This is a genomic window from Phaeodactylibacter luteus, from assembly GCF_007993045.1.
GTDB lineage: Bacteria > Bacteroidota > Bacteroidia > Chitinophagales > Saprospiraceae > Phaeodactylibacter > Phaeodactylibacter luteus.
The window spans coordinates 1-636 of sequence record NZ_VOOR01000178.1; the positions used below are offsets into that span (position 1 = coordinate 1).

Sequence of the window (636 nt, forward strand, 5' to 3'; positions counted from 1 at the left end):
TACATAGAAGGTGCCCGCAAGGGTCTCGTCGAATACTACCGCCGACACACCGTCTACGTCTACCACATCTCCGTCGCGCTGCAGCAGGGCCGCACGCGTGGCTACGACCGTTGCCGGGTTGTTCTCATCGCGGAGCTCTATGAACACCCAGTCGACTATCGAGTTGTTGCCGTAATCCCCAAATACACTTGGCCCGTCGATGGGCTCGCCACCGCCTTCGCCGAAATGTACAAATCCGGTCATGCCAGAGTATGGCTCTGTTGCAGGCAGGAGGCCCTGCTGCCGCAGGTCGTCGCGCATCAATGGCACATCAGGGAAGAGGCCGCTCGTCTCTACCAGGGCGCCCTGCAGGTAAACACGGGGCAAGATGCGGATGAATATGGTCTGTACATTGATCAATGCGACCGCTGTATCGCAAAGCGGCATCAGCGCATCGTCATCGCATACCTGATAAGACAGAGAGTCGGCACCGTTGAAACCGGCATCAGGGGTATAAGTGAAGGTGCCATCAGGGTTGAAAGAGAGCGTACCGTTCTCCACATCTTCCAAGAGCGTGAAGATCAGGTCGCCGTCGGGCGTCTCTATGTCAGAGTCGTTCAGCGACACATCCCCCATAGAAGTCTCATCTTCGTTGAA

The 636-nt window shown here is 56.8% G+C and carries 1 protein-coding gene; it reads right to left on the bottom strand.

Translation table 11 applies throughout. The features are described from left to right. Positions 1-636 (bottom strand): Ig-like domain-containing protein (locus FRY97_RS22610; RefSeq protein ID WP_170254863.1); only part of this gene is annotated, 636 nt, incomplete at both ends.